General features: G+C 69.7%; 30 protein-coding genes and 1 pseudogene. 21 read left to right on the forward strand and 10 right to left on the reverse strand.

What is annotated here, in order from left to right:
* Positions 1–212 precede the first annotated feature (212 nt).
* Positions 213–746, reverse strand: a pseudogene (locus AB0C46_RS05070) (crosslink repair DNA glycosylase YcaQ family protein); the annotation flags it as partial.
* Positions 747–852: 106 nt separating this feature from the next.
* On the opposite strand from AB0C46_RS05070, the gene AB0C46_RS05075 reads away from it, so the two are divergent.
* From AB0C46_RS05075 to AB0C46_RS05110, 8 genes are all read left to right on the forward strand, one after another.
* On the forward strand, positions 853–1,098 hold the full coding sequence (locus AB0C46_RS05075; RefSeq protein WP_362825739.1) for a chaplin: 246 nt from the start codon (positions 853–855) through the stop codon (positions 1,096–1,098).
* Between the two features lie 242 nt (positions 1,099–1,340).
* On the forward strand, positions 1,341–1,727 hold the full coding sequence (locus AB0C46_RS05080) for a rodlin (RefSeq protein ID WP_362825741.1): 387 nt from the start codon (positions 1,341–1,343) through the stop codon (positions 1,725–1,727).
* Positions 1,728–2,088: 361 nt separating this feature from the next.
* Positions 2,089–2,322: a chaplin gene (locus AB0C46_RS05085; RefSeq protein WP_208687944.1), complete on the forward strand. Its 234-nt coding sequence runs from the start codon at positions 2,089–2,091 to the stop codon at positions 2,320–2,322.
* A 297-nt stretch (positions 2,323–2,619) separates the two neighbouring features.
* A complete protein-coding gene (locus tag AB0C46_RS05090; RefSeq protein WP_362825743.1) occupies positions 2,620–2,910 on the forward strand; it encodes a hypothetical protein in 291 nt (96 codons plus the stop codon).
* A 286-nt stretch (positions 2,911–3,196) separates the two neighbouring features.
* Positions 3,197–3,583: a rodlin gene (locus AB0C46_RS05095; RefSeq protein WP_208681810.1), complete on the forward strand. Its 387-nt coding sequence runs from the start codon at positions 3,197–3,199 to the stop codon at positions 3,581–3,583.
* A 472-nt stretch (positions 3,584–4,055) separates the two neighbouring features.
* A complete protein-coding gene (locus AB0C46_RS05100) occupies positions 4,056–4,439 on the forward strand; it encodes a rodlin (RefSeq protein WP_362825745.1) in 384 nt (127 codons plus the stop codon).
* A 141-nt stretch (positions 4,440–4,580) separates the two neighbouring features.
* Complete coding sequence (locus AB0C46_RS05105) at positions 4,581–5,234, forward strand: chaplin (protein ID WP_362825747.1); 654 nt, start codon at positions 4,581–4,583, stop codon at positions 5,232–5,234.
* 399 nt (positions 5,235–5,633) lie between these two features.
* A complete protein-coding gene (locus tag AB0C46_RS05110) occupies positions 5,634–6,479 on the forward strand; it encodes a nitrilase-related carbon-nitrogen hydrolase (protein ID WP_362825749.1) in 846 nt (281 codons plus the stop codon).
* Between the two features lie 18 nt (positions 6,480–6,497).
* Here AB0C46_RS05110 and tatA read toward each other — a convergent pair whose 3' ends face one another.
* The 3 genes from tatA to rpmB all read right to left on the reverse strand — a co-directional run bounded on the left by tatA (position 6,498) and on the right by rpmB (position 7,347).
* Positions 6,498–6,695, reverse strand: coding sequence for a Sec-independent protein translocase subunit TatA (gene tatA / locus AB0C46_RS05115; protein WP_362825750.1), 198 nt, complete (start codon positions 6,693–6,695; stop codon positions 6,498–6,500).
* Between the two features lie 110 nt (positions 6,696–6,805).
* Positions 6,806–7,111: a 30S ribosomal protein S14 gene (rpsN, locus tag AB0C46_RS05120; protein ID WP_159486954.1), complete on the reverse strand. Its 306-nt coding sequence runs from the start codon at positions 7,109–7,111 to the stop codon at positions 6,806–6,808.
* The gene (rpmB, locus tag AB0C46_RS05125) at positions 7,111–7,347 is read right to left on the reverse strand and encodes a 50S ribosomal protein L28 (protein WP_362825751.1); all 237 of its coding nucleotides are present in this window, start codon (positions 7,345–7,347) and stop codon (positions 7,111–7,113) included. The genes rpsN and rpmB overlap by 1 nt, the downstream gene beginning before the upstream one ends.
* Before the next feature lie 73 nt (positions 7,348–7,420).
* Here rpmB and rpmG point away from each other — a divergent pair, with 73 nt between their 5' ends.
* From rpmG to AB0C46_RS05150, 5 genes are all read left to right on the forward strand, one after another.
* Positions 7,421–7,585: a 50S ribosomal protein L33 gene (gene rpmG / locus AB0C46_RS05130; RefSeq protein ID WP_006604069.1), complete on the forward strand. Its 165-nt coding sequence runs from the start codon at positions 7,421–7,423 to the stop codon at positions 7,583–7,585.
* 5 nt (positions 7,586–7,590) lie between these two features.
* Positions 7,591–7,845: a type B 50S ribosomal protein L31 gene (locus AB0C46_RS05135; RefSeq protein ID WP_362825753.1), complete on the forward strand. Its 255-nt coding sequence runs from the start codon at positions 7,591–7,593 to the stop codon at positions 7,843–7,845.
* Positions 7,845–8,993, forward strand: coding sequence for a GTP-binding protein (locus tag AB0C46_RS05140; protein ID WP_362825755.1), 1,149 nt, complete (start codon positions 7,845–7,847; stop codon positions 8,991–8,993). The genes AB0C46_RS05135 and AB0C46_RS05140 overlap by 1 nt, the downstream gene beginning before the upstream one ends.
* A gap of 60 nt (positions 8,994–9,053) precedes the next feature.
* Positions 9,054–9,290 carry a 30S ribosomal protein S18 gene (gene rpsR / locus AB0C46_RS05145; RefSeq protein ID WP_362825756.1) on the forward strand — a complete coding sequence of 79 codons (237 nt, stop codon included), beginning with the start codon at positions 9,054–9,056 and terminating at the stop codon, positions 9,288–9,290.
* Between the two features lie 379 nt (positions 9,291–9,669).
* Entirely contained in the window at positions 9,670–9,909 is a 240-nt protein-coding gene (locus tag AB0C46_RS05150; protein ID WP_362825758.1) for a DUF397 domain-containing protein, read from the forward strand.
* 154 nt (positions 9,910–10,063) lie between these two features.
* On the opposite strand, the gene AB0C46_RS05155 is transcribed toward AB0C46_RS05150, so the two are convergent.
* On the reverse strand, positions 10,064–10,546 hold the full coding sequence (locus tag AB0C46_RS05155; protein ID WP_362825759.1) for an ATP-binding protein: 483 nt from the start codon (positions 10,544–10,546) through the stop codon (positions 10,064–10,066).
* A 313-nt stretch (positions 10,547–10,859) separates the two neighbouring features.
* Between AB0C46_RS05155 and AB0C46_RS05160 the strand changes: the two genes are divergently transcribed.
* The 4 genes from AB0C46_RS05160 to AB0C46_RS05175 all read left to right on the forward strand — a co-directional run bounded on the left by AB0C46_RS05160 (position 10,860) and on the right by AB0C46_RS05175 (position 14,720).
* Positions 10,860–11,723, forward strand: a complete 864-nt coding sequence (locus tag AB0C46_RS05160; protein WP_362825761.1) for a helix-turn-helix transcriptional regulator — start codon at positions 10,860–10,862, stop codon at positions 11,721–11,723.
* An 84-nt stretch (positions 11,724–11,807) separates the two neighbouring features.
* The gene (locus AB0C46_RS05165; protein WP_362825763.1) at positions 11,808–13,265 is read left to right on the forward strand and encodes an aldehyde dehydrogenase family protein; all 1,458 of its coding nucleotides are present in this window, start codon (positions 11,808–11,810) and stop codon (positions 13,263–13,265) included.
* 129 nt (positions 13,266–13,394) lie between these two features.
* Positions 13,395–13,940, forward strand: coding sequence for a DinB family protein (locus AB0C46_RS05170; RefSeq protein ID WP_362825765.1), 546 nt, complete (start codon positions 13,395–13,397; stop codon positions 13,938–13,940).
* A 63-nt stretch (positions 13,941–14,003) separates the two neighbouring features.
* Positions 14,004–14,720: a PadR family transcriptional regulator gene (locus tag AB0C46_RS05175; RefSeq protein WP_362825816.1), complete on the forward strand. Its 717-nt coding sequence runs from the start codon at positions 14,004–14,006 to the stop codon at positions 14,718–14,720.
* Between the two features lie 65 nt (positions 14,721–14,785).
* On the opposite strand, the gene AB0C46_RS05180 is transcribed toward AB0C46_RS05175, so the two are convergent.
* From AB0C46_RS05180 to leuE, 3 genes are all read right to left on the reverse strand, one after another.
* Positions 14,786–16,201, reverse strand: a complete 1,416-nt coding sequence (locus AB0C46_RS05180; protein ID WP_362825767.1) for a glutamate decarboxylase — start codon at positions 16,199–16,201, stop codon at positions 14,786–14,788.
* 16 nt (positions 16,202–16,217) lie between these two features.
* On the reverse strand, positions 16,218–16,841 hold the full coding sequence (gene wrbA, locus AB0C46_RS05185; RefSeq protein ID WP_362825768.1) for an NAD(P)H:quinone oxidoreductase: 624 nt from the start codon (positions 16,839–16,841) through the stop codon (positions 16,218–16,220).
* 142 nt (positions 16,842–16,983) lie between these two features.
* Entirely contained in the window at positions 16,984–17,649 is a 666-nt protein-coding gene (gene leuE, locus AB0C46_RS05190) for a leucine efflux protein LeuE (RefSeq protein WP_362825769.1), read from the reverse strand.
* Positions 17,650–17,764: 115 nt separating this feature from the next.
* Here leuE and AB0C46_RS05195 point away from each other — a divergent pair, with 115 nt between their 5' ends.
* The gene (locus tag AB0C46_RS05195) at positions 17,765–18,523 is read left to right on the forward strand and encodes a MerR family transcriptional regulator (protein WP_362825771.1); all 759 of its coding nucleotides are present in this window, start codon (positions 17,765–17,767) and stop codon (positions 18,521–18,523) included.
* A 53-nt stretch (positions 18,524–18,576) separates the two neighbouring features.
* Here AB0C46_RS05195 and AB0C46_RS05200 read toward each other — a convergent pair whose 3' ends face one another.
* Positions 18,577–18,945 carry a YbjQ family protein gene (locus AB0C46_RS05200; protein WP_362825772.1) on the reverse strand — a complete coding sequence of 123 codons (369 nt, stop codon included), beginning with the start codon at positions 18,943–18,945 and terminating at the stop codon, positions 18,577–18,579.
* 204 nt (positions 18,946–19,149) lie between these two features.
* Here AB0C46_RS05200 and AB0C46_RS05205 point away from each other — a divergent pair, with 204 nt between their 5' ends.
* Both AB0C46_RS05205 and AB0C46_RS05210 read left to right on the forward strand, forming a co-directional pair.
* Complete coding sequence (locus AB0C46_RS05205) at positions 19,150–19,857, forward strand: VTT domain-containing protein (RefSeq protein ID WP_362825773.1); 708 nt, start codon at positions 19,150–19,152, stop codon at positions 19,855–19,857.
* Positions 19,858–19,997: 140 nt separating this feature from the next.
* Positions 19,998–21,752: a threonine/serine exporter family protein gene (locus tag AB0C46_RS05210; protein WP_362825775.1), complete on the forward strand. Its 1,755-nt coding sequence runs from the start codon at positions 19,998–20,000 to the stop codon at positions 21,750–21,752.
* A 151-nt stretch (positions 21,753–21,903) separates the two neighbouring features.
* Here the strand turns inward: AB0C46_RS05210 and AB0C46_RS05215 are convergent, their stop codons facing one another.
* Complete coding sequence (locus tag AB0C46_RS05215; protein WP_108151010.1) at positions 21,904–22,398, reverse strand: inorganic diphosphatase; 495 nt, start codon at positions 22,396–22,398, stop codon at positions 21,904–21,906.
* 86 nt (positions 22,399–22,484) lie between these two features.
* On the opposite strand from AB0C46_RS05215, the gene dacB reads away from it, so the two are divergent.
* Complete coding sequence (dacB, locus tag AB0C46_RS05220; RefSeq protein WP_362825777.1) at positions 22,485–24,059, forward strand: D-alanyl-D-alanine carboxypeptidase/D-alanyl-D-alanine-endopeptidase; 1,575 nt, start codon at positions 22,485–22,487, stop codon at positions 24,057–24,059.
* Positions 24,060–24,249: the final 190 nt, after the last annotated feature.

The raw sequence follows: 24,249 nt of genomic DNA on the forward strand, positions 1-24,249 counted from the left end.
CGAGGCACCACGAGGCCCCACCACCGCGGCCCACACGCCCCTGACCCGACGGACCGGCCCTGAGCCGCACGCACGAGGTGAAGGTCACGTGCTGCCCCCGGGGCGGCCCCTGGCACAGCCGCCCCGTCCAGGCGAGCGGTTTGAGGACGGGCCCAACCGGAGGACAGCTGCTCGCCCAGCCCTTCCGGTCCGACGCGCGCTGACACCGCCGCGATCAGCTCCGGCCGGCTCAGCACCTGACCGTCCAGGATGTCGTCGACGGCCTCCCCGGGCGCCGCCATCTGCCGTGGCTCCACCCCGAAAGTCCGCTGCCAGGCGGGTTCTTCCCATGTACGCGCCGCCCCGAGCAGCGCCAGATACGCCGCCATCCCCTCGGCCGGCGACAGATGCAGCGTGCCCGGCACCGCCCAGGTCCTGACCAGCGAACGCGCGGCGCGCGCCGACGGCACGGCCCCGGCGGGTGGCGTCTTCTGCCGTACCGCAACCGCGAGTTCGGCGGCGGAGCCGACCTGCGCCTGCACACCCGCCGGCCGCCCGACAGCTCCTAGACCGGGGCGTCCGTCCGCGGCACCGGACTCTGCTGCCGCAACAGCCGGGCCCCCACCTGCGCATGGGGCACCTTCATGACGCCATTGCACGACGGAACTGACAATCTGCCTTTGCGCGACCGCATGTTGGGCTGTCACCGGACACCGGATATCTCCCTCTCGCCAATGCCTCCCGCCCCGTAGTTGCCGCCCGCGCATTCACCCGATTGAACCGCTACTTTTGGCGTGGTTGATGAGTTGAGCAGCTTGTCGCTCTAAGGGGCGCGTACAGATTTCTGCTTGCTGCTCAGTGAAGAGGTTCACCGTGAAGTTTGTTTCCAAGGCCGCCGTCCTGTCCGCCGCCGCGGGTGTCGCCGTTGTGGGCGGAGCCGGTGTGGCCAGTGCGCACGGCGGCGCCGGCGCGGCGGGAGTTGCCCAGTTCTCGCCCGGCGTTGTCTCCGGCAACCTCATCCAGGTCCCGGTCGATGTGCCGGTCAACGTCTGTGGCAACACCGTCAACATCATCGCCCTGCTGAACCCGGCGTTCGGCAACACCTGCCTCAACGTCTGATCAACGTATAGCTCTTGAGGCCGGACCGCATTCGGGCGGCCCGCTCCACGGCAAAGGCCGGTACGAATAATTCGTACCGGCCTTTGCCGTGCAAAACCTCTGCGGACCGCAATGCTGCCCGGCCGTAGTGATATGTATCTATCGTTTCGTGGCATTCGGGTGAAACGGCGAAACCGCACCCCCAGAAGGGAGTTGACCAGGGAGCTCCGGATACGGGCACTCCGCTTCGAGAAGGGTAAATCGTGATCAAGAAGGTCCTGGCCACGACGGCCGTAGCCGCGTCCGTCGTCGGAATCTCGGCGACAGCCGCCCCCCAGGCGATGGCTACCGGCAACGACACGGGCACCTCCACGGTCAACGGCAACGGCGCCACGTCGGCGTTCGGCAACTCCACCACCCGCGGCAGCATGAGCCCGCAGCTGGAGCTCATCCAGGGCTCGTTGAACAAGCTGTGCCTGGCCCTGCCCAAGGTCAACCTTGCGGCGATCGCCCAGGACATCAACGTGCTGTCGTCGCCGCAGAACCAGCAGTGCGTCGAGAACTCGAGCCAGGCGAAGGGCGACGAGGCGCTGTCGCACATCCTGGACGACATCGCGGTGCTCGCCGCCAACGGTGTCGGCAACCGCTGAACCGGCCATCGGCTGCAGGCCCGGCCGCAGGCTTTCGCTTCCTGAGCGGTCCGGGCCCGCGACACCCTCCTACGAACCGTGAAGCCGAGGATTTTCGCGGCTTGTTCGGTAGGAATTCGTATTCGGCGGATACCTCGTACGTTCGAACTCCGGTGTTTTTTCCGCGTCGTATGCGCGGTGGCAATCTCCTGAAATGGTCTTGCATCGTTTGGGCGATTCCTCCGAAAACTTCTCGGGAAGAGTTTCGTCCACGAGGAGAAATCGTTACCAATATCGGCAGCGGCGTTACGGGCGAGCAGATCAGCGCCCGAGCGACACGATGGTCGTGTTCGCTACGGACCCGCTGCAGGAAGGGCTGAAAGTGAAGTACGCAAAGGTCGCAGCAGTCACTGCCGGAACCCTCATGGCGGTGGGCTCGGCTGCGCCGGCGTTCGCCGACGCGGGTGCCGCAGGTGGCGCCAAGAACTCCCCCGGTGTGCTCTCCGGCAACGCCATCCAGGTGCCGGTTCACATTCCGATCAACCTGTGCGGCAACACCATCAACATCGTTGCTCTGCTGAACCCGGCGTTCGGCAACAACTGCCTGAACCACTGACTCGAAGAAATTTCGAGCCGTGACATCTGATCCGGCCCCGGTGCGCGGACGTCTGCGCACCGGGGCCGGTCGGTGTTCGGCCCCGGCCGCCGCAATCGACCGCCGTAGTCGACCGCCGTAATCGCAAAAGTCCGCATCTTTTGCGCGGCGTTGTCAAGAAGGTGGAACTTCAGAGTTTCTCCGTGCGGCGGTACTCGTTATCAGGGTGAATGCGGTGATCCGAGCAGCGAAGTGAGTGCTCACGCGGCACTTGTGCCGCGGGACCTTCAAGCACCGCCCGAGAAGGGACAGTTGAAAGTGAAGTACGCGAAGTCTGCCGCAGTTGCTGTTGGTTCCGTCATGGCGCTGAGTGCGGCCGTGCCCGCTTTCGCCGCCCAGCCCGGCGCTCCGACCATGAGCCTCAACGGCGGCCTGACGGACGCGCTGAACAGCAAGCAGCTGGACGGCCACCAGATCGCACCGCTGGTCAAGATGGTCAAGACCACGAAGGACAAGGTCAAGTCGACCAGCGCGAAGAAACTTCTCGGGAGCGTCGCCGGAGCCACCAAGAAGACTTCGCTGCTCGGTGGTCTGCCGCTCGGTAAGTAATTCCCGGGCGCACGGGCTCGCCCGCCGGCCGCGGCGTGGATATTCGCATCTCATCGTTTCCGTCGATACCGCGGCTGCCGAATGCTTCACGGTCCCGGTCGAAGTCACCGGGCGGGGTGCGGCGGCCCACCGGATGAATCCCGCCCGTATCTCCCGGGCGCTTCCCCTGTCGGTACGACCATTCAGGGGAAAGCTCATTGGAGTGAATCAGCACAACCCAACTCAATTCTTTCGAGTTGGGCAGCTTGTCCGTCCCAAGGGCAACCCGAAACACGAAGGACTAGCAATGATCAAGAAGACGCTGGCGACCGCAGCTGCGGCTGTGTCCATTGTCGGCATTGCCGTCGCTGCCGCCCCGCAGGCGATGGCCACCGGTAACGACCAGGGCACCTCCACCGTCAACGGCAACGGTGCCCGGCAGATTTACGGCAACTCCACCACGTACGGCTACATGAGCCCGCAGATCGGCCTGATCCAGGGCTCTCTCAACAAGCCGTGCCTCGCCCTGCCCAAGATCAACGGCCTGGCGGGCCTCCAGGACATCAACGTCCTGTCGTCGCCGCAGAACCAGCAGTGCACCGAGAACTCGACCCAGGCCAAGGGCGACGAGCCGCTGTCGCACATCCTGGACGACATCGCGGTGCTCTCCGCCAACGGCGCCGGCAACCGCTGAGCGGCTGAGTAAGGCCCGGGCTGCCCAGTCCTCCTTCTTCTGGGCGGCCCGGGTTTTTGCTGCCTCGCCGTGCAAAGCCGGGGCAGGTGCGGGAAGCGGTGGCCTTCGGCGCTGCATTGTTATTTCCCCGTGACCGATATGCGGTGCACCGGATCGTTAAGAATGATGTGTGGAGGGAAGCGCGCCAATGCCCTTGTGTGATTGATGGGGTTGCCGGGGCATTGGCGCGCCGGCCGGAAACGCAGGACGGGGCCTACTAGTCCGTTTATCGGGCGTAGGTCCTTTGTCATACCGTCCGCCCGGAGCATCCTCGGTGAGCGTGCGGGGGATATCGGCCCAGTGATGCACGTGACATCTTTCGGGAATTCCATCGCCATCTGTTCGGGTGATGATGCGGAACTCGTGCGGCTGTGACGGGTTATTCAAACAGGGCTCCCGTGCCGGGAGTTCCTTCTCCTGAAGGGTTTGCACGATGAAGAAGATGATGGCGGGCGCGGCGATTGCGGCGTCGCTCGTGGGAATGACCGCGGCGGCCGCGCCGCAGGCCATGGCGATCGGCAACGATCACGGCACGTCCACGGTCAACGGCAATGGTTCCAAGTCGATTTACGGCAACTCCACCACGCACGGCAATCTGAGCACCCAGCTCGGGCTCGTGCAGGGCTCCCTGAACGACCTCTGCCTGGGCCTTCCGAAGGTCAACCTTGCGGCGGTCGCCCAGGACATCAACGTGCTGTCGTCGCCGCAGAACCAGCAGTGCGTCGAGAACTCGAGCCAGGCGAAGGGCGACGAGGCGCTGTCGCACATCCTGGACGACATCGCGGTGCTGTCCGGCAACGGGGTTGCCAACCGCTGAGGATCAACGGTCTCGGCCGTTCCACCGCTTGCGACTCCGGGCGGTCGGCGCCGCGTATGCGTCGTCGGCCGCCCGGTCGTGCGAGGGAACGGGGGTGCGGGCGGCGGCCCGTACGCCGTGACCGCAGAGGAGGGATGAGAGATGCGACAGAGCCTGAAGGCATGTGTGTTCGTGGCGGCCGCGTCGGGTGTGCTCGGTGCGAGCGGCAGCGCGGCGTACGCGGATGCCGGCGCCGGGGGAGGAGCGAGGAACTCTCCCGGAGTGCTGTCCGGGAACAGCATCCAGGTGACCGTGGACGCGCCGGTCAACGCGTGCGGCAATTCGGTCGACGCGGGTGCGGCGCTCAACCCGGCCATGGGCAACGCGTGCGGGAACGGCGCGCCGCCCGCGGAGGCCTTTCGCCAGGCGCCGCCGGCGCAGCGGGCGCCGGTGGCCCAGCGGCCGGCGGGCGCGGAGCAGGCACCGGGCGTGCACTGGACGGCCCCGGAGCGGGAGCACCGCGCGGAGCCGGTGCGGCGACCGGTCCCGGAGCGGGCCGAGCGCCCTGCCACGGCGCCGGACGAGCACGCGCCGGGGCACGCGCCAGGGCAGGTGGCCAGGCACGCTCCCGGGTCCGCCGCGCGGCCCGCGCAGGTGGCGCGGGTGGGTGCGGTGGCGCGGGCCGGGGCCTCTGCGGGCTCCGCGCTGCTGGCGGCCACCGGGGCGGAGGAGCTGGGCGCGGTGGCCGCGGTCGGCGGCGGGCTGCTGGTGGGCGGAGCGCTGCTGCTGCGCCGGGCGCATACGCGACGCAGGTGAGCGGGCGGGCCGCGTACGGGCGGCCGGGCGGCTCCTGGCGTTCCCGGGGGCTCGGCGGCCGGCCGAGCGGGTCCGGCGGGCCGCTCGGCCCCGGCCGCCCGGTCGAGCCGTCCGTCGGCATCGCCGGACGGTTCGACCGCGCGCCGTCGTACCGCTGTGTCGCCGGGCGAGCTGCGGCTGGAAGCGGCCCCGCGGAGGTACGGCGGATCGTGCGGATCAACGTGGGAAACCCGTGTTCGGCACGGGAAGGATCGTTCTTTCGCTCATTGGTGGGGACCCGTCTTCCGGGTGTTTGAAAGGGGGCGGAACCGGAAGCTCCGCGGGGCAATGCCGCTGCCTCCGGCCTCTGGCAAAATTGGGGTGAAAGTCACAAAAGTGATGAGTCGATGAGGTGGGGACATGCTCATTGCGCTGGCGCAGACCGACTGTGTGCTGGGTGACGTCGAGGAGAATCTCGTCATTGCCCGCGAGCAGATCGAGCAGGCGGCGGCGCAGGACGCGGACGTCGTGGTGTTCCCCGAACTGAGCCTGCACGGCTATCACTTGGGTGCCCTGGAGCGCGATGAGTCCATCGGGGCGAACGATCCCCGGCTGCTGGAGCTGAGCACCCGTGGCCCCGATGTGCTGGTCGGTTTCCACGAGCACACCAGTCTGCGGGCGTACAACACCGCGGCGCACTATTCGGGCGGTGAGCTGGTGCATGCGCACCGCAAGCTGTATCTCCCCAACTACCTGGCCTGGGAGGAGCGTAAGCACGTCAGTCCGGGGCAGTCGCTGCGGGCGTACGAGCTGAAGCGGGCCAGCAGCGGCGGCCGGGGGGCCACGCTGGTGTGCAATGACGCCTGGCAGCCGGCGCTGCCGTGGCTGGCGGTGCAGGACGGCGCCGAGGTGCTGTTCGTCCCGACCAACAGCGCGGCGAGCCTGGATCCGGAGGCGATGGACACCGGCCTGTACTGGGACACCCTGCTGTCCTATACGGCGCGGATGCTGCAGTGCTGGGTGGTCTTCGTCAACCGGGTGGGTAGTGAGCACGGGGCGGCGTTCTGGGGCGGCTCGCGGGTGGTGGACCCGCGGGGGGCCGTGGTGGCGCAGGCGCCGAAGTGGGAGTCCGCGCTGGTCACCGTGGAGATCGATCTCGCCGAGGCGCGGCGGCAGCGCCGTGCGGTGCCGCTGGTCGCCGAGGCCCGGCTGGGGCTGATCGACCGCGAGGTGCGGCGGCTGATCGACGAGGGCGGCGACCACTGAGGGCCGGGCGCCCCGGCGTCAGTGCCGGGCGGCGGACTCCGGGCGGGGCGCCTCGGCCGGCTCGTCGTCCTTGACGGCCCGCGCCTCGGCTTTGAGGATGCGCATCGAGCGGCCCAGGCCGCGCGCCATGTCGGGCAGCTTCTTCGAGCCGAAGAGCAGTACCAGGACCGCGATGATCAGGATCAGGTGCCAGGGCTCGAAGGCGTTGCGGAGCATGGGCGCGCTCGCTTTCGTCGGGGGACGGCGGACGTTCTGTCCAGTATTACCCGAACGGTCCGGCCGTCCGGTCCAGGGGGCGCCCCGGAGCCGGACGGCCGGCGGTGTGGCTACCAGCTGGACTTGCGGACACCCGGCAGATAGCCCGCGTGTGCCTGTTCGCGCAGCCGTACGCGGGACAGGCCGAAGGTGCGGAAGTAGCCGCGCGGGCGGCCGTCGACGCTGTCGCGGTTGCGTACCCGGGTGGCGCTGGCGTCCCGCGGCTGGCGGGACAGCTCACGCCGGGCGGCGGTGCGCTCCTCCTCCGGCGTGTGCGGGCTGCGGATGAGGGTCTTGAGGACGGCGCGCCGGGCCGCGTAGCGGGCGACCGTCGCGCGGCGCTTCTCGTTCTTGGCGATCTTGCTCTGCTTGGCCATCAGGCCTTTCCTCCTCGTGCGCGGATGCGGGCGACGGCCGCCTCGATCCCGATCGTGTCCACGGTCTTGATGCCCTTGGCGCTCAGCGTGAGCCGGATGTGCCGGCCCTCGCTCTCCAGCCAGTAGCGCTTGCGCTGGATGTTGGGGTCGAAGCGGCGGGGGGTGCGGCGGTGCGAGTGGGAGATGGCTTTGCCGAAGCCCGGCGAGCGGCCGGTCAGCTGGCAGTGGGCGGACACAGTGCGATCCCTTCGGTCGTCGGCCCGGACGAGGGCCTATTGAAAATGGAAACCATTTCCGTATACTAACCGCATGGCCCGCAACGAACTACGCCCGGTCGTCAAGCTCCGGTCCACCGCCGGCACCGGCTACACCTACGTGACCCGCAAGAACCGCCGTAACGACCCCGACCGCCTGGAACTGCGCAAGTACGACCCGGTGGCCGGCCGGCACGTCGCCTTCCGAGAGGAGCGCTGAGCACCGTGAAGCCTGGAATCCACCCCTCCTACGGGCCGGTCGTCTTCCGCGACCTGGCCGCCGACTTCGCCTTTCTGACCCGCTCGACCGCCACCAGTGAGAAGACGGTGGAGTGGGAGGACGGGAACACCTATCCCGTCATCGACGTCGAGATCTCCTCGGCGAGCCACCCCTTCTACACGGGCACCGCCCGGGTGCTGGACACCGCGGGCCGCGTGGAGCGGTTCGAGCGCCGCTACGGCGCACGCGGGGCCCGCTGATGGAGCGGCTCAACGTCGTCCTGGTGGGCGGCCTGCACGCGGACGCGCGGCAGGCCGCCGTCGAGCGGCTGCTGCGGACCGTTCCCGGCAGCGTCGCCCTCCATCACGACCTCGCCTCGGCCGCCGAAGGCACCGTGCGGCGCACCGTCCGCGACGCGGGCGGCACCCTCGACACCGGGGACGCACCGCTGGTCAACGACTGCGCCTGCTGTGCGCTGCGCGAGGATCTGGTGCCCGAGCTGGAGCGGCTGGCCGCCGGGCGGACCTGCCGGCTGGCGATCGTCGAACTGTGGGACTCGGTCGAGCCCAAGGCGATGGCCGAGGTGGTCACCGCCTGCGGCAGTGAGAGTCTCGCGCTGACCGGCGTGCTCACCGCCGTCGACCCGGCGCTGCTGCTGCCCTACCTCGGGTGCGGCGACGATCTCGCGGAGGCGGGCCTCGCCGCCGCGGCCTCCGACCAGCGCACGGTCGCCGACACCTGGGCGCGGCAGCTGGAGTATGCGCCGGTGCTGGCGATCGCGACGGGGGAGGAGCCGGCGGAGCCGGCCGACCTCGCGCTGCTCGACCAGCTGCACCCGATGGCACGTCAGGTCTCCGTGGAATCAGGGGAGTTGGCGACCGCCGCGACGGCCGGCTTCGATGTGTCCGCGGCCGCGGACCGCCAGCACCCGGCCTGTGCGCTGCTGCCGCAGGAGGCCGACGCGGAGGGCGTCGCCACGCTCGTCTGGCGGCAGGGCCGGCCCTTCCACCCCGAGCGGCTCTACGCCGCGCTGGAGGATCTGACCTGTGCGGCCGCGCGCAGCCGGGGCCGGTTCTGGCTGGCCGACCGCCCGGACACGCTGCTGTCCTGGGACGCGGCCGGCGGTGCGCTGTGTGTGGAGAACACCGGGCCGTGGCTGGCCTCACTGCCGGACGCCGCCTGGGAGATGGTGCCGCCGGCGCGCCGGGCCGCCGCCGCGCTGGACTGGCACCCCGAGCACGGTGACCGCACCCAGCATCTGGTCTTCACCTCGCCGGGCCTGGACCGGGAGGGCCTGCGGTCCCTGCTGGACTCCTGCCTGCTCACCGACGCCGAGTACGCGGGTGGCCCGCCGGCCTGGAAGAGCCTGCCGCCCGCCTTCGACGCACTCCTCGACCCCGTCTCGTAAGAACGGCCGCGTCCGTATGCACGGAACCGGCCCCCTCAGTACGCACAAGGAAGCTCTCCCATGCCCCGACGGCACGACCCGCGCCGGACGCCCACGCCCCGCCGTAATCCGCTGGACGCGGCGGGCATCACCTACGTCGATTACAAGGACACCGATCTGCTGCGGAAGTTCCTTTCGGACCGCGGCAAGATCCGCAGTCGCCGGGTCACCCGGGTCACTGCGCAGCAGCAGCGGCAGCTGGCCCGTGCGATCAAGAACGCGCGGGAGATGGCGCTGCTCCCCTACGCGTCCCGTTGACGGCCGCAGTCCGCTGAGGAACAGGAGGTTCCCTACGTCTGTCGCGCAGGGAACCTCCTTCGTTTGTCCGGGGGTGTGCTGAAGGGCAGGGCCTTCGTCCGGGCGGACGGATCGCCCGGATCCGGAACCCGAAGGGCGTGACACACGTCTTTTCCTCGGGTGTGAGGGCTTGGGCCCCGTCGATCCCTACCAGGTGACGGCGCATCGTGTCACGAGCGGCGTCCGGCGGACGACCGTGCGTGAGGGGCCGGTGACGGTGCTCGACGAGCTGTGACGGCATTGACACCCGGTGTCGTGCACGTGCATCTGCGCATGCATCCGCATGTGAACGCAGCTATGATCCCGGGCAGTTGACACCATTTATCACCGGGAGACCCCTGTGCCCCACGCATACAACGGCATGGCCGCCACAGATCTCCGTGATGTGGCATGGCAGAAGAGCAGGCACAGCAACTCCCAGGGCTCCTGTGTGGAGTTCGCCAAGCTGCCCGGGGGTGATATCGCGGTGCGCAACTCCCGCTTCCCGGACGGCCCGGCGCTCGTCTACACGCCGGCCGAGGTGCAGGCGATGCTGCTCGGCATCAAGGACGGCGAGTTCGACCATCTCGTCAGGGACTGAGGGTCCGTCTCGTCCGGAACCGGGCGCCCGTACGGGGCCGGGCGGCCCTGGGGGAGCGGGCGGCCCTGGGGGAGCGGGCACCCGTAGGCGGTGAAGCGCCCGCAAAGGGCAACCGGGCGCCCCGCTTCGCACGGTGCGCCCGGTGTGGGAACGGCTACGGCAGCCGGAAGAGTGCCCACACGATCTTGCCGTGTGCGGCGCCGGCCAGCGGATGCCAGCCCCAGCTGTCGCTGAAGGAGTCCACGAGATACAGCCCGCGCCCCGATTCCGCGGCGGAATCCGCCTCGCCGGCGACCGGTGAGTCATCGCTCGGGTCCCGTACGGCGCAGACCAGCCGGGAGGACCAGCGCATCAGATGGAGCCGGGCGGGCGGGGTGGCGTCGGCGTGCTCCGGGGCCGCGAGGATCGCATGCCGCAGGGCATTGGTGACGAGTTCGGAGACGACCAGGGCGACCGAGTCGAAGAGCTCGTCCAGCTCCCAGCCCTGCAGGGTCTCGCGGGTGAACGCCCGTGCACAGCGCACCGATTCATAGCGCGGTGGGAGCGTGCGGGAGGCGGATCCGGAGACGGCCAGGGGGTCGACGGGAGGAAAGCCCTGCCATAACGGCTCGAGCATGGTCAAAACCTTGGTCCCCATGCGAGGCACTCCTGGCGTTCGCGGACGTCATGACCCTGGCCGGTCAGCCGGATCTGGCGGATCTTTCACGAGCGTGCATGCGTGCGACGCCTATGGTTCCCAATGTGCGAGACAGATGCAAGGGCAGATGCACGTGCACGCGCCATGTTTGCCCCTGCCCGCACCGATTTGCTCGGGATTCTTCCTGCGGCTTCTTGTGGAGGGCTTGCGGGGGTCGCACGTATCAGTAACCGGATGAGCACTCAACGAAGCCCGAACATGGCAGACTGCGGCCCACTGTTGGACGGGGTGGGGTCACAGGAGGGTCTGAGAGGTGTCCGCAAGTGAGTCGAGCGGGTCGGTGGTGCGGCGAATCCTGCTCGGGTCGCAGCTCCGTCGGCTGCGTGAATCGCGCGGGATAACCCGCGAGGCGGCCGGCTACTCGATCCGTGCATCCGAATCGAAGATCAGCCGCATGGAGTTGGGCCGCGTGAGCTTCAAGGCACGGGATGTGGAGGATCTGCTCACCCTGTACGGGGTCGGAGACGCCCAGGAACGCGAGGCGCTGCTCTCCCTGGCACGTGAGGCGAACGTCGCCGGCTGGTGGCACAGCTACAGCGATGTGCTGCCCGGGTGGTTCCAGACGTATGTGGGCCTGGAAGGCGCCACGTCCCTTCTCCGGGTCTATGAAGTCCAGTTCGTCCACGGGCTGCTGCAGACGGAGGGCTATGCCCAGGCCGTCGTCAGACGCGGCATGCCCGACGCCGGGCCCGCGGAGATCGAGAGACGGGTCGCGCTCCGCATGGAGCGCCAGAAGCTGCTGGTGGCCGAGCGGTCGGCGCAGTTCCACTGTGTGCTGGACGAGGCTGCGCTCCGGCGACCGTACGGCGAACGCGCGGTGATGCGCGAACAGCTGAAGCACCTGATCGAGGTGTCGGAGCGGCCCAATGTGCGGCTCCAGGTGATGCCCTTCAGTCTGGGCGGGCATGCCGGGGAGAGCGGCGCCTTCACCATGCTCGGCTTCCAGGAGTCGGGTCTGCCGGACGTCGTCTATCTGGAACAGCTGACGAGCGCGCTGTATGTGGACAAGCCCGAGGAAGTGGCCCAGTACGCACGGGTGATGGACCGCCTCCAGGAAGAAGGGCCGAATCCGGCCGAGAGCAGGGACCTGTTGCGTGGGCTGCTCCAACTGATGTGACGCGTCGGTAGGATGGCGCACCATCAGGAGTCAGCACCCCCCAATGCGGCGCCCTGAGCGCCCTGTTCTCCAGATCGGGATGGCATGTCCTACTTCGACGAGTTGGCGTTTCAGTTCATCGACGGTGAGTGGCGGTCCGGCAGCGGCTCGTGGGACATCGTCGATTTCAATCCGTACAACGGCGAGAAACTGACCTCCATACCCGTCGCCACGGTAGAGGAGATCGACCAGGCCTACCGTGCAGCCGAGCGCGCACAGCGGGAGTGGGGCGCCACCAATCCGTACACGCGGCGGCTCGTCTTCGAGCGGGCGCTGCGGATCATCGACGACCGTGAGGCGGAGCTCGGCGAGGCGATCGCCGCGGAGGTCGGTGGCACGCTCGCCAAGGTGGGCTTCGAGCTCCATCTGGCCAGGGAGTTCCTGCGCGAGGCCATTCAGCTGGCGCTGCGCGCCGAGGGCCGCATCCTGCCCTCGCCCATCGACGGCAAGGAGAACCGCCTCTACCGGCTGCCGGTCGGTGTCGTCGGCGTTATCAGCCCCTTCAACTTCCCCTTCCTGCTGTCGATCAAGTCCGTCGCGCCGGCCCTCGCGCTCGGCAACGCCGTCGTCCTCAAGCCGCACCAGAACACCCCGGTCTGCGGCGGCGGTCTGGTCGCCAGGATCTTCGAGGAGGCCGGGCTGCCGGCGGGGCTGCTGAACGTCGTCGTCACGGACATCGCCGAGATCGGCGATGCGCTCATCGAGCACCCGGTGCCCAAGACCATCTCCTTCACCGGCTCCGAGAAGGTCGGCCGGCATGTCGCGACGGTCGCCGCCGCCAACTTCAAGCACACCGTGCTGGAGTTGGGCGGCAACAGCGCGCTGGTCGTCCTCGACGACGCCGATGTCGACTACGCCGTGGACGCCGCCGTCTTCAGCCGCTTCGTCCACCAGGGCCAGGTCTGTATGGCCGCCAACCGGGTGCTCGTGGACCGCGCCGTGGAGCGGGAGTTCACCGAGAAGTTCGTCGCCAAGGTCGCGTCATTGAAGGTGGGTGACCCCACCGATCCGCAGACCCATATCGGTCCGCTGATCAACGAGGGCCAGGCCGAGGCGATCGCCGCGCTGGTGGACCGGGCGGTCGCGGACGGCGCCTCGGCGCTCCTCCATGGCGAGACCCACGGCACGCTGGTCGCACCGAGTGTGCTGAGCGGTCTGCCGGAGGACTCCCCGCTGCTGCGGCAGGAGATCTTCGGGCCCGTCGTGCTGCTGGTGCCGTTCGACGGTGACGAGGAGGCGGTGCGGCTGACCAACGCGACCTCGTTCGGACTCAGCGGCGCCGTGCACACCGGCGACATCGAGCGCGGGGTGCGGTTCGCCAAGCGCATCGACACCGGGATGTTCCACGTCAACGACGCCACCGTGCACGACGAGCCGATCGTGCCCTTCGGCGGTGAGAAGAGCTCCGGAGTGGGGCGGCTGAACGGCGATGCGATGGTGGAGGCCTTCACCACGACCAAGTGGATCTCCATCCAGCACGGGCGGTCGCAGTTCCCGTTCTGAGCGGACGGATCCAGGGATCCGCTGCGAGTTGCGGACAGAAGCTGACCGCAAGGGCTCCTACGTTGAGTGATGTCGGAAGGCGGACGGCGACGATGCCGGCCGCCGAGGATGTCACGAAAGGTGGACCCCATGCCCACTCACGTTCCTGCCGAGGCCCACGGCGACGAGACCGGCGCGCTGCTGGCCTTCCTGGAAGCCCAGCGCGGCGGACTGCGCCGGGCGGTCCTGGGGCTGACCGACGACCGGGCGAACCAGCGGCCGAGCGCCAGTGAGCTGTCACTGGCCGGACTGGTCAAGCATGTCGCGGAGACCGAGCAGGGCTGGGTCGAGACCGCGCAGGAGCTGCCGCACTCCATCGAGCGGACCCAGGACACCTGGCATCTGAGCTTCCAGCTGGCGGACGGCGAGACCCTGGCCGGGGTGCTGGCCTTCTGGGACGGCGTGGCGAAGCGGACGGAGGAGTTCATCCGCTCTGTGCCCAGCCTGAACGACACCTTCCCGCTGCCCGCGGCGCCGTGGTTCCCGGCGGAGGCCCGGCAGTCGATGCGCTGGCTGGTGCTGCATCTGATCGAGGAGACGGCCCGGCACGCCGGCCACGCCGACATCCTCCGCGAGTCCCTCGACGGCAAGACGGCCTTTGTCCTGGTGGACGAGGAGCGCGCGGCCCAGGGGTAGGGCCGGGTCCCTGCCGGGGCGCTCTAGGCTGGCGGCAAGGGCGCGTGAGGGATGGAGGAGACGGTGTCGGCGATCCGGCTGTTGGTACTGGGCGCCGTGCGGCAGCACGGCCGGGCGCACGGCTACCAGGTGCGCAACGACCTGGAGTACTGGGGCGCCCACGAGTGGTCCAACGCCAAACCCGGCTCGATCTACCACGCGCTCAAGCAGATGGCCAAGCAAGGGCTGCTGCGCGCCCATGACATCGCGCCCAGCACCGTCGGCGGCCCGCCGCGGACCGAGTACGAGCTGACCCCGGCGGGCGAGGCGGAGTTCTTCGCGCTGCTGCGCGCCGCGCTCTCGCAGCACGACCAGAAGGCCGACATGCTCAGCGCGGGCATCGGCTTCGTCGTCGATCTGCCGCGGGCCGAGGCGGTGGCACTGCTCAAGGAGCGGGTGCGGGCGCTGAAGGAGTGGCGCGGCACGGTCACCGGCTACTACACCCCCGAGGGAGGGCCTGAACAGCTCGGCCATATCGGCGAGATCATGCATATGTGGGTGCACTCCGCGGACAGCGGCGCCGAGTGGACCCAGGGACTGATCGAGCGGATCGAGGGCGGGGCGTACGTCTTCGCCGGCGAAGGGGAGCCGTTCGTCGGCGTACTCGCGGACGGGCAGGTGAACCCGTACGCGACGAAGGACGCGGATGATCCGGGTGAGGGCGGGGGCGGCGGCGCGGGTGAAGGCGGTGCGGGTGAAGGCGGCGCGGGTGAAGGCGGCGGCGCCGCGGAAGCTCGTTGAACGGAGCCTCCGCGTCCTGCCGCGCCGGGCAGGCGAGGGGGCCGGCCGGCGGGACCGGACCGGGATCAGTGATGGAACGCCGTCGCCACGCTCTCCGGGCGCTGCATCGGGCCGGGCTGGTCCCGGAGTTCGGGCAGCAGCGCTCCCAGGTCCGCCAGGAACAGGTCGGCGAGGTCCAGGGAGAAGCCGTTGCGGCAGACCACCCGTAGGACGGAGAGGTCCTCGCGGTTCTCCGGGAAGGTGTAGGCGGGGAGCAGCCAGCCGCGCTCCTTCATCCGCCGGGAGACGTCGAAGACGTCGAAGGCGGTGACATGGTCCGCGGTGGTGAAGGCGAAGACCGGCAGCTGGTCGCCCTGGGTCAGCAGCCTGAAGTCGTCCAGTGCGCCGATCCGGTCGGCCATCGAGCGGGCCACGTCACGGGTCGCCTGCTGTACGGCGCGGAAGCCGGCCCGGCCGAGTCGCAGAAAGGTGTAGTACTGCGCCACGACCTGGGCGCCGGGGCGGGAGAAGTTGAGGGCGAAGGTCGGCATGTCGCCGCCCAGGTAGTTGACCCGGAAGACCAGCTCCTCCGGCAGCGCCTCCGTATCGCGCCACAGCGCCCAGCCGACGCCCGGGTAGACCAGGCCGTACTTGTGCCCCGAGGTGTTGATGGAGGCGACCCGGGGCAGCCGGAAGTCCCAGACCAGCTCCGGGTCGATGAACGGCGCGATCATGGCGCCGGACGCACCGTCCACATGGACCGGGATGTCCCAGCCGTGCTGCTGGTGGACCTCGTCGAGCGCCGCGCAGATCCCGGCCACCGGCTCGTACGACCCGTCGAAGGTCGAGCCGAGGATCGCCACCACGCCGATGGTGTTCTCGTCGCACAGCGCGGCGGCGGAGGCCGCGTCCAGATGGAAGCGGTCGCCCTCCATCGGGACCATGCGCGCCTCGACCTCCCAGAAGTTGCAGAACTTCTCCCAGCAGACCTGGACGTTGGCGCCCATGATGAGGTTGGGCCGGGCCTGCCCCGGATACCGGTCCTTGTTCCTCTGCATCCACCGGCGCTTGAGGGCCATCCCGGCGAGCATGCAGGCCTCGCTGGACCCGGTGGTGGAGCAGCCGACGGCGGCCGCCGGATCGGGGGCGTGCCACAGGTCGGCGAGCATCGCCACACACCGCTTCTCCAGTTCGGCGGTGCGCGGGTACTCGTCCTTGTCGATCATGTTCTTGTCCCGGCACTCCGCCATCAGGACGCCGGCCTGCGGCTCCATCCAGGTCGTGACGAACGTTGCCAGATTCAGCCGGGAGTTGCCGTCCAGCATCAGCTCGTCGTGCACGAACTGATAGGCGGTGTGCGGGGAGATGGGGCCGTCGGGCAGGGCGTGCCGCGGTGGCGCGGTCTCCATTCCGGCGACCGGGTCGGCCTCGCCGTAGAAGGGATTGACCGGATGCCCGGACTGCTTGCGGTCGGAAGGCGATGCGCCTTTGTGCAGAGTCATCTGTCGCGCCTACCCGTCAACTGCCTTGCGAAAGGCCGTGTTTGATGGCTTTTGTGAACTTCACCACGCGCTCCGCCTGGATGCGGGCGGCGGTGCGTGCCTCGTCGTCGAGCGGGGTATCGGGGCCGCCGACATGGGAGGTGCCGTAGGGATTGCCGTCGTGGAACTTCGCCGGGTCGGTGTAGCCCGGCGTCACGAGGATGCCGCCGAAGTGGTGGACGGTCTGGTAGAGCGCGAGCAGTGTGGACTCCTGGCCGCCGTGCTTGGTGGCGCTCGCGGTGAAGCCGCTGTAGACCTTGTCGGCCAGTCTGCCCTGCTGCCAGAGGCCGCCCAGGGTGTCGAGGTACTGCTTGAGCTGCGAGGTCACATTGCCGAAGCGGGTGGGCGTCCCGAAGATCGCCGCGTCCGCCCAGAGCACGTCCTCGTGGGTGGCCTCCATGATGTCGGCGGTGGCCGCGGCATTGGCCGCCCAGGCCGGGTTGGCGTCGATCGCGGCCTGCGGGGCGAGTTCCGCGGCGCGGCGCAGGCGTACCTCGGCTCCGGCGTGCTCGGCGGCGTCCGCGATCAGCCGGGCGAGCTCGGCGACGGTGCCGGTCGACGAGTAGTAGATGACGGCGACATGGACGTCATGCACGGGCATCGGCGCACCTCCTCGAGCCCGACAATAAGGGCATAAGGGGTACGTGGCCTCCAGGGTTCACCCAGTGGAAGCGCAACGGGCGGGCGGCTGCCCCGAAGGGCCGCCACCCGCCCGTACACCAGATCCGGCCGCCGGGCCCCCGTCAGCTCGCGCTGGCCAGCGACAGCTTCGCGGCGAAGCCGAGGAACGCCGCGCCGGCCCCCGCGGACAGCCCGGCCGTCAGCCGCTTGCGGCGGCGGAAGGTAGCCGCCAGAAACGTCCCGCTGAAGATCAGGACCGACAGATACGTGAAGCTGAACAGCTGCGCCCAGGCGCCCAGCGTCAGGAACGACAGCACCGGGTGGGCATAGGACGGGTCCACGAACTGCACGAAGAAGGAGATGAAGAACAGAATCGCCTTCGGGTTGAGCAGACTGACCACCAGCGCCCTGCGGTACGGCCGCTCCACGGCCTCCTTCGGCGCCTCGGCGGCTCCGTCGCCCCGCCCGGCCCGGCGTGCCTCCCGGCCGCGCCACAGCGCCCAGGCGCCGCGCAGCATCCCGACCGCCAGCCACGTCAGATAGCCGGCACCGGCGAACTTGACGACGGTGAACAGCACCGGGGTGGTCTGCAGCAGCGAGGCCACCCCGCCCGCCGACAGCGTCATCAGCACCGTGTCACCGCACAGCACCCCGGCCGCCGCCCGGTACGCCACCCGCGGGCCGCGGCGGGCCGCCACCGACACGACGTACAGCGAATTCGGACCCGGCAGCAGAATGATCAGCGCGAGCCCCACCAGATACGTGGACAGATCCGTTATCCCCAGCATGTGCGGCAGGATCTCACCCCCCGATCCGCCGCCTCACCGGGTTTTCAGGATGCGGACTTGCACCTCACGCGGCGTGAGGTCACATCGTGGAACGCGTACCCAGAAGGGAGCGGAAGTGAGCTATTCGGTAGGGCAGGTCGCGGCCTTTGCCGGCGTGACGGTGCGCACCCTGCACCACTACGACGAGATCGGGCTGCTCCAGCCCGGCGAACGCAACTACGCAGGTCACCGGCGCTACGGCGACGACGACCTGGACCGGCTGCAGCAGATCCTGTTCTACCGGGAGCTCGGCTTTCCGCTCGACGAGGTCGCGGCCCTCCTGGACGATCCGCACGTGGACCCGCAGCAGCATCTGCGGCGCCAGCACGACCTGCTGACCGAGCGGATCGGCAAACTCCAGAAGATGGCCGCCGCCGTCGAACACGCGATGGAGGCACGCAGGATGAATGTACGGCTCACACCGGAGGAGAAGTTCGAGGTCTTCGGGGACTTCGACCCCGACGAGCATGCCGCGGAGGTCGAGGAGCGCTGGGGCCACACCGAGTACTACAAGGAGTCGCAGCGCAGGACGGCCGCGTACACCAAGGACGACTGGAAGCGGGTGACGGCGGAGCTCGACGCCATCCACCGCAAGATGGCGGATCTGCTCGCGCAGGGTGTGCCGGCGGACTCGGAGGCGGCCATGGATGTCGCCGAGGAACACCGGCAGTTCATCGTCGGTGCGTACGGCGACTGCACCTATGAGCTCCACACCTGCTTCGGCGAGATGTATGTCACCGATGAGCGCTTCACCGCCACCTACGAGGCGATCAGGCCCGGCCTCGCCGTCTACATGCGGGACGCGATGCGGGCCAACGCGGACCGCCACCAGTGATCCGTACGGGCCGGGGAGCGCGCCCCCGGCCCGTACGGTGCTCTTTTCTGGGGTCAGCTCTGGGGCGAGAGCACCACGGCCGTCCCGTAGGCGCACACCTCGGTGCCCACGTCGGCGGCCTCCGTGACATCGAAGCGGAACATCAGCACCGCGTTCGCACCGCGCGAGCGGGCCTGCTCCACCAGCCGTTCCATCGCCTGGTTACGGGTCTGCACCAGGGTCTTGGTCAGGCCCCGCAGCTCGCCGCCGATCATCGACTTCAGGCCCGCGCCGATCTGGCTGCCGAGGTGCCGTGAGCGCACCGTCAGGCCGAAGACCTCGCCGATCACCCGTTCCACGTGAAACCCCGGGACGTCGTTGGTCGTCACCACCAGGACGTCGGACTGCGCATGCTGTCCACCGCCGAATTCCTCGATGCTCATGGCGCGCACCTCCTTACGGCCAGGATCACCCGGCCCGGTGGGGGCGGCCAGCGGTCGGGGGCCGTCGGGTGGGGCCCGGGGGCCGCCTGGAACCAAGGCGGGTCGCTCGGCGTTGATAGTTTTGGCCGCACACGCGCCTGCACCCCCTCGCTTCGCCCGTCGCACCGCACGATCCGGCGCCCTCGACCCAGGAGCCTTCACCCCGTGAATACTCTCGCGCTCGGCCCCCAGTGGCTGGACCCGGACTATCTGATCGCGACATTCGGCCTGATCGGTGTCCTGGTCATCGTCTTCGCGGAGTCCGGCCTGCTGATCGGCTTCTTCCTGCCGGGCGACTCGCTCCTGTTCACCACCGGTCTGCTGGTGACGACGAACAAGCTCGACCGGCCGCTGTGGATGGTGTGCTCCCTGATCGTCCTGGCCGCCGTCCTCGGCGACCAGGCCGGCTATCTCTTCGGCCGCAAGGTCGGCCCCTCGCTCTTCAAGCGCCCCGACTCCCGCCTCTTCAAGCAGGAGAACGTCGAGAAGGCGCACGAGTTCTTCGAGAAGCACGGCCCCAAGTCGCTGATCCTGGCCCGCTTCGTACCGATCGTGCGCACCTTCACGCCGATCATCGCCGGTGTGAGCCGGATGAACTACCGCTCCTTCATCACCTTCAACGTCATCGGCGGCGCCTTGTGGGGCGCCGGTGTCACGCTGCTCGGCGCCTCGCTGGGGAAGATCGAGTTCGTCCACAAGCACATCGAGCTGATCCTCGTCGCGATCGTGCTGATCTCCGTCGTACCGATCGCCATCGAGTACCTCCGCGCACGCGGCAAGGCGAAGAAGGAACAGTCCGCCCCGCCGCACCCCGCTGACCGCCCGCACGGCGCCCCCACCGACACCCGCCGCGGCCGCCACGCCAAGCGCTGACACCAGCCGGGAGAAGACCCCACCCGCCACGGGAGACGCCGGCCGTCCGAAAATTTCGCCCCCGTGCAAGCGTCCCGCATCCTCATCAGGCATCGTGTCCTTGACATCCGTCAGGAGGCTTACGAGGAGAGCGAAGACCAGTGGCGTCGGACCCACAGCGCGGCCAGCGCGGCCAGCGCGGCACGAACGGCAGCAGCGGCAGCGGCGGCGCCTTGGATCAGACCGGTCCCGAGGACCACAAGCCCCAGTCGGACGAGGCCCACAGCGCCTTCACGCCGCCACTGGGCGTGCCCTACCCGCCGCTTCCCGAGGACGAGCACCCCACCTCCGAATTCGCGGTGCCCGCCGGCCTGCGCCCGGAGACGCCGGCCGAGCAGGAGGGCTCGGCCTTCAGCCAGCCGAGCAGTACCACCGGCCAGACTCCGCTGCCCGCCCCCGTGGGCGCCACGGCGATGAGCGCCTTCACCCCGCCGCACGGCATCCCCGCCGTCAGCCTCACCAAGGAAGCTCCCTGGCAGGACCGGATGCGGACCATGCTCCGGATGCCGGTCCACGAGCGCCCGGTCCCCGAGCGCCCCGAGCGCGGCGACGAAGAGACCGGCCCGGCCGTCCCCCGCGTACTCGACCTGACGCTCCGTATCGGCGAGATCCTGCTCGCCGGCGGTGAGGGTGCGGAGGACGTCGAGGCCGCGATGTTCGGCGTCGGGCACGCCTACGGGCTGGAACGGGTCGAGCCGACCGTCACCTTCACCCTGCTGTCGATCTCCTACCAGCCGTCGCTGGTCCACGACCCGGTCACGGCCAGCCGGACGGTACGGCGCCGCGGCGTCGACTACACCCGGCTGTCCGCGGTCTTCCGGCTCGTCGACGACATCACCTCCGAGGGCATCACCCTCGAAGAGGCCTACCGCGGCCTCGCCGAGATCCGCCGTAACCGCCACCCGTACCCGAGCTGGGCGCTGACGGTGGCCTCCGGGCTGCTGTCCGGTGCGGCTTCGATGCTGGTCGGCGGCGAGCTGCGGGTGTTCCTCGCGGCAGCTCTGGGCTCGATGCTCGGCGACCGGCTGGCCTGGCTCGCGTCCGGGCGCGGGCTGCCGGAGTTCTACCAGTTCGTGGTCGCGGCGATGCCGCCCGCCGCGGTGGGTGTCGCCTTCGGCCTGGCCCACCTCAATGTGCAGGCGTCCGCGGTGATCACCGGTGGACTGTTCGCGCTGATCCCGGGACGGGCCCTGGTCGCCGGCGTCCACGACGGGCTGACCGGCTATTACATCACCGCCGCCGCCCGTCTGCTGGAGGTCGGCTACCTCATCGTCGGCATCGTCGTCGGCGTCCTCAGCGTGCTCTACATCGGGCTCCAGCTGAACCCCGGCCTGCGGCGGCTCAACCCCGAGCAGGCGCTGGGGGCGTACAACGAGCCGCTGGTGCAGATCACCGCGTCCATGCTGCTGGCGCTGTCGTTCTGCGTGCTGCTCCAGCAGGAACGTCACACCGTGGCGTTTGCGACCCTGAACGGCGGCGTCGCCTGGGTGGTCTACGGCGCCCTGCACTACGTGGCCGGGATAAACCCGGTGCCCGCCACCGCCATCGGGGCCGGACTGGTCGGCCTCTTCGGCCAGTTGCTCTCCCGCTACCGCTATGCGTCGGCCCTGCCGTACGTCACCGCGGCCGTCGGCCCGCTGCTGCCCGGTAGCGCCACGTACTTCGGCCTGCTCAACTTCGCCCAGGGCCATCTGCCGGAGGGCCTCACGTCCCTGGTGCAGGCCGCCTCGCTGGCGCTGGCCATCGCGGTGGGGGTCAACCTCGGTGCCGAGGTCGCGCGGCTGTTCCTGCGTGCGCCAGGCGTCGAGGAGCCCGGCACCGGACGCCGGGCCGCCAAGCGCACCCGCGGCTTCTAGGGCCCGTCGGGGCCGGTCGCCCGGCCCCGACACGCACGAACGGGCGGCAACCCGACTGGGTGCCGCCCGTTCGCGTACGAAAATCAGCGCGCGCGGGCCCGGGCACGGCGGTCAGGGAAACCCCGCCGGACGCCGGACCGACGACGCTGCGTCAGTGCGCGCCGCCCTGCGCCTCAAGGCGCTTGTACGAGGCCTCGATCTCGGCCTCGGCCTCGGTGCGGCCGACCCAGTTGGCGCCCTCGACGGACTTGCCGGGCTCCAGGTCCTTGTAGACCTCGAAGAAGTGCTGGATCTCCAGGCGGTCGAACTCCGACACGTGGTGGATGTCCCGCAGGTGCTCCACTCGCGGGTCGGACGCCGGCACGCACAGCAGCTTGTCGTCGCCGCCGGCCTCGTCCGTCATCCGGAACATGCCGATGGCACGGCACTTGATGAGGCAGCCGGGGAAGGTCGGCTCATCCAGGATGACCAGCGCGTCCAGCGGGTCGCCGTCCTCGCCCAGGGTGTTCTCGACAAAGCCGTAGTCGGCCGGGTAGCTGGTCGAGGTGAAGAGTCGACGGTCCAGGCGGATCCGACCGGTCTCGTGGTCCACCTCGTACTTGTTCCGCGAACCCTTCGGGATCTCGATGGTGACGTCGAACTCCACGGGTGGCTCCTCCATGATCAACACATACGTCTGGTGATTAAGTGTCCCCCACGCAGGTGTGTGGTGGCGAAAGGGGCTGGTCCGAGGTGCCGGAGACCGGAAAGTGGCAGGTCAGATGGCAGTCGGCGGCACGGTCCGCGCGGTCGGCGACGCGCGCGGCGGTCCGGTCGGCGCAGACGGCGGTCGATGCCACGCGGCAGGCCTGGCAGGCCACACCGCGCCATACCCAGCAGACATGGCGGCTGACGGCGGTCTCCGCAGCCACCGGTCTGGCGGTCGCGATCGTCGCGGTGGCGGCGTCCGGGCCGTGGGACTCGGGTCAGCGTACGGCCGAGCGTGCGGAGGCGGCCGAGATGGACGGTGCCAGTGGCGAGCATCACGCTCCGGAGGCCCGGCCGGCGCCCAGCGCACCGCCCGTGCTGTCCGCGCTCGGCGGCCGCACGCCCGGCCCCGCGGGCCGTGGCGTGGCCCCCGCGCCCACCGACGCGGGGCTGGCCGACGCGCTCGCACCGCTGCTGAAGGACCCGGCGCTCGGCCCGCTGCGGACGGCTTCCGTCCTGGACGCGGCCGCCGGCCGGGAGGTCTTCGGCGCCGACCAGGGCAAGGCCGCCACCCCCGCCTCCACCGTCAAGCTCGCCACCGCCGTCGCCGCGCTCTCCGCGCTCGGCCCCGACCACCGCATCGACACCACCGTCGTCCGGGCCGGAAAGAACCGCATCGTCCTGGTCGGCGGCGGCGACCCCACCCTGACCGCCCGCGCCCCGCGGCCCGGCGCCGAGGAACAGCCCGCGAATCTGCGCACCCTCGCCGAGACCACCGCCCGCGCCCTCAAGAAACGTCACCTCACCAAGATCAGCCTGGGCTACGACACCGGTGCCTACTCGGGCCCCGTCCAGCACCCCATCGGCCCGAACGAGAACATCGCCCCCGTCACCGCGCTGATGACCGACGAGGCCCGCCTCGACGACTCCGACCACGGCACCGCCCCACGCGACACCGACCCGGCCCGCACGGCGGCCCGCACCTTCGCCGATCTGCTCCACGACCGCGGCATCACCGTCGACGGCGATCCCACCGGCGCCAAGGCCCCCAAGAAGCCCGACCGGATTGCCGCCGTCCACTCCCTGCCGCTGTCCGCGCTCGTCGAGCGGATGCTGACCCACAGCGACAACGACATCGCCGAGGCACTGGCCCGCCAGACCGCCCTCGCCTCCCGTCAGCCGGCCAGCTTCGCCGGTGCCGGAAAGGCCGTGCGCACCGCCCTCCAGCGGGAGCACCTCCCGCTGTCCGGCGCCGTCTTCGAGGACGGCAGCGGCCTGGACCGCGACGACAAGGTCACCGCCGCCCTGCTCTCCCGCCTCCTGCTGCACGCCTCGTCGCCCGACCACCCGGCCCTGCGCCCCGTCGTCACCGGCCTCCCGGTGGCCGCCTTCACCGGCACCCTCAGCAACCGCTACCGGGGCCAGAGCGCCGGCGCCGGCGCCGTACGCGCCAAAACCGGCACCCTCACCGGCGTGAACACCCTGGCCGGCACCGTCGTCGACGCCGACGGCCGCCTCCTCGTCTTCTCCTTCATGACCACCGGCACCACCGACCCCCAAGGCGCCCAGACCGCCCTGGACAAACTCGCCTCAGCAGTAGCCAACTGCGGCTGCCGCTAAGCCCGGACCCCACCCCACCAAGGGCCCACTCGCCCACCCACACTTGCCCCCACCAACCGTTTTTCCCACCCTCCAACGGGAGGTGACGGGCCGGAGGGGCAGGGGTGTGGGACGAGGGGCTGCGTGAGCTTAGGAGGTGGCCGCCAGCAGTTCGGGCAGGTTGCGCATGTCGTCGAACACGACGGTGCCT

The sequence above is a fragment of the Streptomyces sp. NPDC048637 genome, assembly GCF_040650675.1.
GTDB lineage: Bacteria > Actinomycetota > Actinomycetes > Streptomycetales > Streptomycetaceae > Streptomyces.

Coding starts and splice junctions, on each gene's coding strand:
- AB0C46_RS05200 (WP_362825772.1), bottom strand. CDS start 18,945: ATGAGCATCGAGGAATTCGGCGGTGGACAGCATGCGCAGTCCGACGTC.
- leuE (WP_362825769.1), bottom strand. CDS start 17,649: ATGCTGGGGATAACGGATCTGTCCACGTATCTGGTGGGGCTCGCGCTG.
- rpsN (WP_159486954.1), bottom strand. CDS start 7,111: ATGGCCAAGCAGAGCAAGATCGCCAAGAACGAGAAGCGCCGCGCGACG.
- AB0C46_RS05155 (WP_362825759.1), bottom strand. CDS start 10,546: ATGGGGACCAAGGTTTTGACCATGCTCGAGCCGTTATGGCAGGGCTTT.
- tatA (WP_362825750.1), bottom strand. CDS start 6,695: ATGCTCCGCAACGCCTTCGAGCCCTGGCACCTGATCCTGATCATCGCG.
- AB0C46_RS05170 (WP_362825765.1), top strand. CDS start 13,395: ATGCCCACTCACGTTCCTGCCGAGGCCCACGGCGACGAGACCGGCGCG.
- AB0C46_RS05140 (WP_362825755.1), top strand. CDS start 7,845: ATGGAGCGGCTCAACGTCGTCCTGGTGGGCGGCCTGCACGCGGACGCG.
- AB0C46_RS05105 (WP_362825747.1), top strand. CDS start 4,581: ATGCGACAGAGCCTGAAGGCATGTGTGTTCGTGGCGGCCGCGTCGGGT.
- AB0C46_RS05180 (WP_362825767.1), bottom strand. CDS start 16,201: ATGACTCTGCACAAAGGCGCATCGCCTTCCGACCGCAAGCAGTCCGGG.
- AB0C46_RS05095 (WP_208681810.1), top strand. CDS start 3,197: ATGATCAAGAAGACGCTGGCGACCGCAGCTGCGGCTGTGTCCATTGTC.
- AB0C46_RS05110 (WP_362825749.1), top strand. CDS start 5,634: ATGCTCATTGCGCTGGCGCAGACCGACTGTGTGCTGGGTGACGTCGAG.
- wrbA (WP_362825768.1), bottom strand. CDS start 16,841: ATGCCCGTGCATGACGTCCATGTCGCCGTCATCTACTACTCGTCGACC.
- rpsR (WP_362825756.1), top strand. CDS start 9,054: ATGCCCCGACGGCACGACCCGCGCCGGACGCCCACGCCCCGCCGTAAT.
- rpmG (WP_006604069.1), top strand. CDS start 7,421: ATGGCCCGCAACGAACTACGCCCGGTCGTCAAGCTCCGGTCCACCGCC.
- AB0C46_RS05165 (WP_362825763.1), top strand. CDS start 11,808: ATGTCCTACTTCGACGAGTTGGCGTTTCAGTTCATCGACGGTGAGTGG.
- AB0C46_RS05100 (WP_362825745.1), top strand. CDS start 4,056: ATGAAGAAGATGATGGCGGGCGCGGCGATTGCGGCGTCGCTCGTGGGA.